The 7,126-nt window shown below is 45.6% G+C and carries 6 protein-coding genes and 1 riboswitch; of the genes, 4 read left to right on the top strand and 2 right to left on the bottom strand.

Annotation, left to right across the window (positions count from 1 at the left end):
* Positions 1–27: 27 nt before the first annotated feature.
* The 4 genes from ACFQZR_RS08795 to ACFQZR_RS08810 all read left to right on the top strand — a co-directional run bounded on the left by ACFQZR_RS08795 (position 28) and on the right by ACFQZR_RS08810 (position 5,312).
* On the top strand, positions 28–1,314 hold the full coding sequence (locus ACFQZR_RS08795; RefSeq protein ID WP_379344892.1) for an ABC transporter substrate-binding protein: 1,287 nt from the start codon (positions 28–30) through the stop codon (positions 1,312–1,314).
* Positions 1,315–1,730: 416 nt separating this feature from the next.
* Positions 1,731–2,651: a carbohydrate ABC transporter permease gene (locus ACFQZR_RS08800; RefSeq protein WP_018754936.1), complete on the top strand. Its 921-nt coding sequence runs from the start codon at positions 1,731–1,733 to the stop codon at positions 2,649–2,651.
* A 59-nt stretch (positions 2,652–2,710) separates the two neighbouring features.
* Positions 2,711–3,523: a carbohydrate ABC transporter permease gene (locus ACFQZR_RS08805; RefSeq protein ID WP_018754937.1), complete on the top strand. Its 813-nt coding sequence runs from the start codon at positions 2,711–2,713 to the stop codon at positions 3,521–3,523.
* Positions 3,524–3,680: 157 nt separating this feature from the next.
* A riboswitch (purine riboswitch) is annotated at positions 3,681–3,781 on the top strand.
* A gap of 130 nt (positions 3,782–3,911) precedes the next feature.
* Positions 3,912–5,312, top strand: coding sequence for an NCS2 family permease (locus tag ACFQZR_RS08810; RefSeq protein ID WP_379344896.1), 1,401 nt, complete (start codon positions 3,912–3,914; stop codon positions 5,310–5,312).
* Positions 5,313–5,415: 103 nt separating this feature from the next.
* Here the strand turns inward: ACFQZR_RS08810 and ACFQZR_RS08815 are convergent, their stop codons facing one another.
* Both ACFQZR_RS08815 and ACFQZR_RS08820 read right to left on the bottom strand, forming a co-directional pair.
* On the bottom strand, positions 5,416–6,270 hold the full coding sequence (locus ACFQZR_RS08815; RefSeq protein ID WP_379344898.1) for a MurR/RpiR family transcriptional regulator: 855 nt from the start codon (positions 6,268–6,270) through the stop codon (positions 5,416–5,418).
* 104 nt (positions 6,271–6,374) lie between these two features.
* Positions 6,375–6,773 carry a hypothetical protein gene (locus ACFQZR_RS08820; RefSeq protein ID WP_379344900.1) on the bottom strand — a complete coding sequence of 133 codons (399 nt, stop codon included), beginning with the start codon at positions 6,771–6,773 and terminating at the stop codon, positions 6,375–6,377.
* Between the last annotated feature and the right edge of the window lie 353 nt (positions 6,774–7,126).

The following is a 7,126-nucleotide window of genomic DNA, read 5'->3' on the forward strand; positions in this document are numbered from 1 at the left end:
AAAAATGGTTTGAGGGGGCAATCATCCATGAGTAACAAACGTTCTATGGTCACAGCGCTATTATTGCTGATTGCATTAACGGTAAGTGCTTGCGGCGGCGGTGGGGGATCAGCAACGAACCAAGGCAGCGAAGAGGGCTCAGGAAGTAAAGCCACAGAGAAAACACTTCGTTTTGCAACATGGGATACAGGGGACAGTCTGAAGGTACAACAGGATATTGCAAAATTGTTCGAGAAGCAGCACCCGGGCGTCAAAGTGCAAATTGAACCGTATGCAGACGGCTTTGATCAGAAGCTAGCTGCCTCCTTCGGAGCAGGGAACCCGCCCGATGTTATGCTGATGTGGGATTTCCCGACGTACTACACGAACCTGGAGCCATTGGATTCCTTCATGTCAAAAGACGCGAGCTTGAAGCTCGATGACATCTATGAAAGTCTATTCAATTACGTGAAAGTCGATGGACAGACCTATGGTCTGCCGAGCGGATTTACGACTCGCGCATTGTATTACAATAAGAAAATGTTCGATGATGCGGGTGTTCCGTATCCAAAAGACGGTTGGACATGGGATGACTTCAAGGCAGCAGCGAAGAAGCTCTCCAACCCAGCTAAGAAGCAATATGGATTCGGCATTCGTACTTCGAATGACCCGTACGATCTACAAGGCATCGTCTGGAGTAACGGCGGCAGCTTCGTAAGCGCCGATGGCAAAGACATTGAAGGTCAAATGAACAGCCCAGAGACGGCGCAAGCGATCCAGCAGTTCGGCGATATGCTGAAGGATGGTTCTGCTGCACTCGTAGGGGGCAAGAACCAGATGAGTGGCGACGATGTATTCAAAGCGGGCAAAATCGCCATGTGGGAGAGCGGCGTATGGCCGTTGGAAGGCTTCAAGACGGCGAAGGTGGATTTTGGTACTGTTGAAATGCCTGTCTTCCCTGGCAAGCCGGTCAAAGGTATCGTAGCACTAAGCGCAATCTCGGTGGCGAAGCAATCCAAGCAGAAGGATCTTGCATGGGAGTTCACGAAATTCTTCGTCTCGAATGAAGTAATCAAGATGCGCAGTAATTCCGACTTGCCGATCCGCAAGAGTCTCGTGCAAGAGATGAAGTTCGATCAGAACCCGCTGTATTTACCGTTCTACAACATGCTGGAGCGTTCGGACAACACACCTTCGTTCTTGCTGAACCGCAATTGGAAGCTGGTGAATCGTTACCTGTCAACAGCGATCGATTCCGTGATGCTCGGCGAGAATGCGCAGGATGCATTGAATGCAGCTGTGAAAGATGCGAAGAAATATATCGATAAAAAATAGGATCTAAAGCCCGGTGAGCATCTCGCCGGGTTTTTTCTCGTTAAAGTGGGGGGAGAGGGGAGCCAGAGGCAGAGTGATGCAGCAAGCACTACGTTAGTAGCAAGCAACATGTTAGCCAAGCATAAAGTTATCACCAGGCACCTCGCTAGCACCACGTAGGGAGCGGGCTCTTGTCCTATGACTTCTATGTTAGAAATTTGCATTGTAGAGGGCATATTTTCCCGCCGAACAAAAGAACGAAACCATCCGAACAATCTCCCTCCACACGTTGAAAAGTCCCACATTTTTCTCGAACAAAGTGCCACCTATTGGGAAACAGATGACCGTGTAAAAGCGCTTTCATTCAGACTACAATGAAACCACACCAACGATGTCTAACGGGCCTTCCCGAACATCTCCTGAAAGGAACGATATTAATGGAATCTATTAAAAAGCGGACGCCTGCTCGATTCAAGCAAATGAGTATTCCTTATTTGTTCACGTTGCCTTGGATAATTGGCTTTCTTGCCTTTACACTGGGACCGCTCATTTTCTCCCTCATAATTAGCTTCTATGAATGGCCTGTTGTTGGAGACAAGACATTCATTGGGTTAGCCAACTATAAAGAGATGTTCACGAACGATCCGTTGTTCTGGGAATCTCTCGGCGTGACGATGAAATTCGCTGTTCTTTTCGTGCCGTTGAATATCATTATTGCCTTGCTGCTCGCGATGCTGCTGAACAAGAACGTGAAGGGCAGTGGGTTTTTCCGGACAGCGTTCTACTTACCATCCGTTATTTCCGGTGTTGCACTCGCGATGATCTGGTCCTGGGTATTCGATGGCGAATACGGGATCTTGAACTATATTCTCTCGGTGTTCGGAATTGAAGGGCCGAAGTGGCTCATTAGTCCAACATGGGCGCCCGTTGCGATGGTTATCGCAAGTTTATGGGGACAAGGCTCCATGATGCTCATCTTCCTCGCAGGACTTAAGAATATCCCGAAGGATATGTACGAAGCGTCAGCAATTGACGGTGCTGGCAAATGGAAGCAGTTCACGCGTATCACATTGCCGATGTTAAGCCCGACCATTTTGTTCAACTTGATTACGACCATTATTGCTGCATTCCAGCAGTTGACCCTAGCGCTTGTGATGACAGGCGGCGGACCGCTGAACTCTACCTATTTCTACGCGATGTACATGTATGAGAATGCCTTTAAATATTCCAAAATGGGCTATTCCTCCGCCAATGCTTGGTTCATGTTTGCGATTGTACTCTCGCTAACACTGATTGTCTTCAAGTCTTCATCCGCGTGGGTCTACTATGAAGGGGAAATGAAGCAAGGCAAGAAATAAACGGGTATGCGGTGGCATTGTACTAGATTAGACTGATTCGTATAAACGGGGTGATACCGATGAGAAAAATATTAATTTATGGCGTTCTTATTTTCTTTTCACTATTGTTCATAGCACCATTTTTCTGGATGATTACGACGGCTGTGAAGTCGCCGGAGGAGCTGTACGTATTCCCGCCGAAGTGGATCCCATCCGTATTCCATTGGGACAATTTCATTACCGCTTGGGAATCGCAGCCTTTCAATGTCTTCTTGAAGAACTCTTTGCTCGTCACAGGGTTATCCTTGGTAGGTCAGCTCGTTTCTTCATCCCTTGTAGCATATGGGTTTGCACGGTTTCGGTTCAAGGGAAAAGACATGCTGTTTATGATCTTGCTCGCGTCAATGATGATTCCGTGGGAAGTGACGATGATTCCGCAGTATATGGAATTTAACTACCTGGGTTGGATCAATACGCTGAAACCGCTGATTATTCCAGCGTGGTTCGGATCGGCCTTTTTCATTTTCCTATTGCGCCAATTTATTATGGGAATCCCGGTCGAGCTGGAGGAAGCTGCACGGATCGACGGCGCGAACCCGATCCAGATTTTTATTCGATTAATCGTTCCACTCATGACTCCAGCGCTAATCCTAGTCGGCGTGTTCCACTTCCTAAGCAGCTGGAATGATTACTTAGGTCCATTGATCTTCTTGAATGATCAGAGCAAATACACGCTTACGCTTGGTTTGTCGCAGTTCAGAGGGATGTTCGGCGTCGATATGGTATCGATTATGGCAGTTACGTTCCTCATCTGTATCCCGCCGCTTGCCTTGTTCTTCTTCGCACAGCGCTATATTGTCGGAGGTATTGCAACAACGGGAATCAAAGGATAGGGAATTACAGACGATCAGGGTTGTCTACGGGCAGTTCCTGGTCGTCTTTTTGTTTTGAATTTTAACGATTCCCGAACATTAACTTTAATTGAACACAAGAATATTCGCGTTTTCCATTGACAAAATTCGACCCGATCCTCTACAATATAGATGAATAACAAAATTGATTGCGATTTTTCGTATAATCTTGGGAATCGGCCCGAGAGTCTCTACAAGGTCACCGTAAATGATCTGGCTACGAAAAGAGAGAAGAAGTGTGCCCTGTTGATTTGGCGTGCTTCGATTTCTTTTGGATGCGAGCCTAGGAGATATTTTATCCTAGGTTATTTTTGTTGTTCCCTATTTCATAAGCTTGGCGCTTATAAAACTTTTAGGAGGAGTCTTTACAATGGATCGTTTCTTTAAGTTAAAGGAAAACGGAACAAATGTCAGAACTGAGGTTTTGGCGGGGATCACAACGTTTATGACCATGGCTTACATTTTGGCGGTCAACCCGAACATCTTATCAGCTTTCGGTAAAACAGGCATGGAATGGTACTCCGTATTTTTGGCGACAGCAATTGCGGCGGGCGTATTCACAATCGCAATGGGGATTTTCGTTAACTTTCCAGTAGCACTTGCACCAGGTATGGGTCTTAATGCATATTTTGCATCGGTTATTATTTCGACAGCATCGAGTGATCATCCGGTGACTTGGCAAATCGCGTTAACAGCGGTATTTATGTCCGGTATTATCTTCTTCATCTTAACGGTTACCAAGCTTCGGCAGTTACTCTTAGTGGCTATTCCTGATGGACTGAAGCATGCGATTACGGTAGGTATTGGTTTCTTTATTACGATTGTAGGCTTGAAGAACAGCGGTATCTTGTCTGTTGCCGTTGAATCGACGAAGGATATCAAGGCTGGAGCATTCACGCCGCTTCTTGGATTCGAATCGATATTCTCGATGGGCAGCTTTACAAACCCCGATGTTATGATTGCGCTCATTGGTATCGCGTTAATCGGTATTCTTATGGTGCTACGTGTACCAGGTGCGATTTTCTTCGGTATCATTGGAACGTCTTTGATCGGATGGGCATTATTTTATGATCATCTCAAAGCAGTCAGCACAACGCAAGCAACTTGGATGCCTGATTTTAGTCAGTTGAACTTCTGGCAGTTCGATTTCGCCGGGATGATGGGTGTAGGTATCGTATCCATTATTGTTACGTTCACATTCGTTGAATTGTTCGATACATTCGGTACACTCGTAGGTACAGCAACACGCGCAGGATTCATGAAGGACAAAGAAGAAGGCAACAAACGTGTAGGAAAGGCCATGTTCGTCGATGCGATCGCCGTTGCAGGCGGAGCGGCTGTAGGTACAAGTACAGTAACGACATTCGTAGAGAGTTCTGCAGGGGTTGCAGCAGGTGGACGTACTGGATTAACTTCCGTAACGACAGGTCTTTGTTTCTTAGCAGCATTGTTCTTAGCACCAGCGGTTGCGTTGATCCCAGGATCGGCAACAGCAGCAGCATTAATCATTGTTGGTGTGCTAATGGTTCAATCGGTAAGCGAAATTGACTTTAAAGATATGACGATTGGTATTCCTGCATTCTTGACGATTGCATTCATGCCTTTCACATACAGTATTGCGAACGGTATATCGTTAGGTATCATCTCTTATGTTATCTTCGCATTTGTAGGTAACTTGACAGGGAAGAGCAATCATAAGGTTCATTGGTTAATGTGGATTTTGTTCATCTTGGTTCTTGCACGTTACGTGTTCATGGGCGGAGAGGGCTAAATCGATCATATGGATTCAAAATAAGCCGAGCGTATCGTCAGGAAGGTGACGATGACGCTCGGCTTTTTTGAAAAGATAGAATGGGATATATTTAGGAATTTGTTTATGATTGTTGATACAAAATACGTATCGCTTCGCTTGTCTCCGCAAGCTGTTTAATCGTCGCGTCATGCTGTAAAGAAGCGTACGCGAAGAATAGGGTATCTACGGCAAGCAGCTGCGCCAGTCGTGAGCTAGTTGCAGCGCTTCGGAACACAGCCTCGGGTGCATGGGCGATAGATAACATGTATTTAGCGGTCGCGGAGAGTTCGTGATCTCCGTAACGGGAGATCCCGACCGTGGTTAGCTTGTACTTATTCGCGAGTCGCGTAGATTGCACGACTTCATTCGTCTTCCCGCTATAAGATACGCCAATGAATACTGAACCTGGAGGGGCATTTGCAATATTGACAGCCAGAACATGAAGATCATGGAATGAGAAAGCTGTTTTCCCAAGACGCATCCACTTCTGGGCAATATCCTCGGCTACGACGGATGAGGCACCAATTCCGAACGAATAGATGGCTGGCGCTTGTGACATCGCTTCTGCGATTTGATCAATGGTTTGACTGTTCAGAGAAGTGGCTGTATCTTGCAGCGCTTGAACGCTATTCGATAAGGTCTTCTTAATGATCGATTCCGTCTTATCGCTTGGATCGAAGTCGTAGTAGGTTGGCCGCTCATTCTTCGCCATATCCAAGGAAAGTCTTATTTTGAGTTGGGGGAAGCCATCGACATGCAGCGATTGACAGAATCGGACGACGGATGCGCCGCTTGTTTCAGATTTTACGGCAAGTTCATGAATGCTGATTTTCGCCGCATCTTCCGGATGGTCAAGAATATAGCGAGCTACTTTCTGCTCCGATTGTGGTAATTTATTGTACAAAGCCTGAATTTGCGTCAAGATACTTCCCATCATCGCGAAAGCCCTCCGATTTGTTCAATAACATTGATGAAGAAAATAGGACATCTTCGGAGTAGTATGCTCCAAGATGCCCTATTTTTCATGTATTGTTTTATGGCTTAGTTGTCTTTATTATGCTCTAACATCAGTTCTTTTGTAAAGCCAAAGAAGTAAGTGAGCAGGAATCCAGCGATATAAGAAACGACAAGTCCTAGTAGGTAACCGAGGATCGAAGCGCCGATCCCTAAGAATTCGAAGGAAGAACTCCTTAAATGAGATTGCGCATAATGGCTGCACCAACTTGACCAGAACCAGCCATCGAAATGATCGGCAATTCGGCTGTATAGCCGAATTGCGCGATTAACTCGGCGTGGATCGAAATCAATGCTTGATGCAGTCCGAATATAACGCGTGGCAAGAACGCTGCAGCGAGTACGAATCCGGATAATGGACCACCATTTAAAAGTTACCAGTAACAATATTAATACGTAGTGGAATACTTCTATCTGTTTTTGCACATATAATGAAGCTTTTTGAAAACATGCCTCGTCGAGTTTAACTGTATTTTTTTACTAGTTGCATTGTGTGGGCGATGGTGGTAAAGTCTTATTTATCGCTTCAACAACAAGTAAGCATGAATGAGATTGACAAAAATTAATTTCAAAAAAAGCTTGCATATAAAGTTGAAACGTGGTATATTATAAAAGTTGTCGCCGAGAGAACGACGCGGTGATCGCGAGAAAGACATTGATCTTTGAAAACTGAACAACGAATGATTGAAAGTATAACGAGAACTTCGGTTCTCGCAAGCAAGTCAGTTTCAAAATGAGCAAGTCAAACACTTTATTGGAGAGTTTGATCCTGGCTCAGG

Source organism: Paenibacillus sp. GCM10027629, from assembly GCF_042676425.1.
In the GTDB taxonomy this organism is placed as follows: domain Bacteria; phylum Bacillota; class Bacilli; order Paenibacillales; family Paenibacillaceae; genus Paenibacillus_K; species Paenibacillus_K terrigena.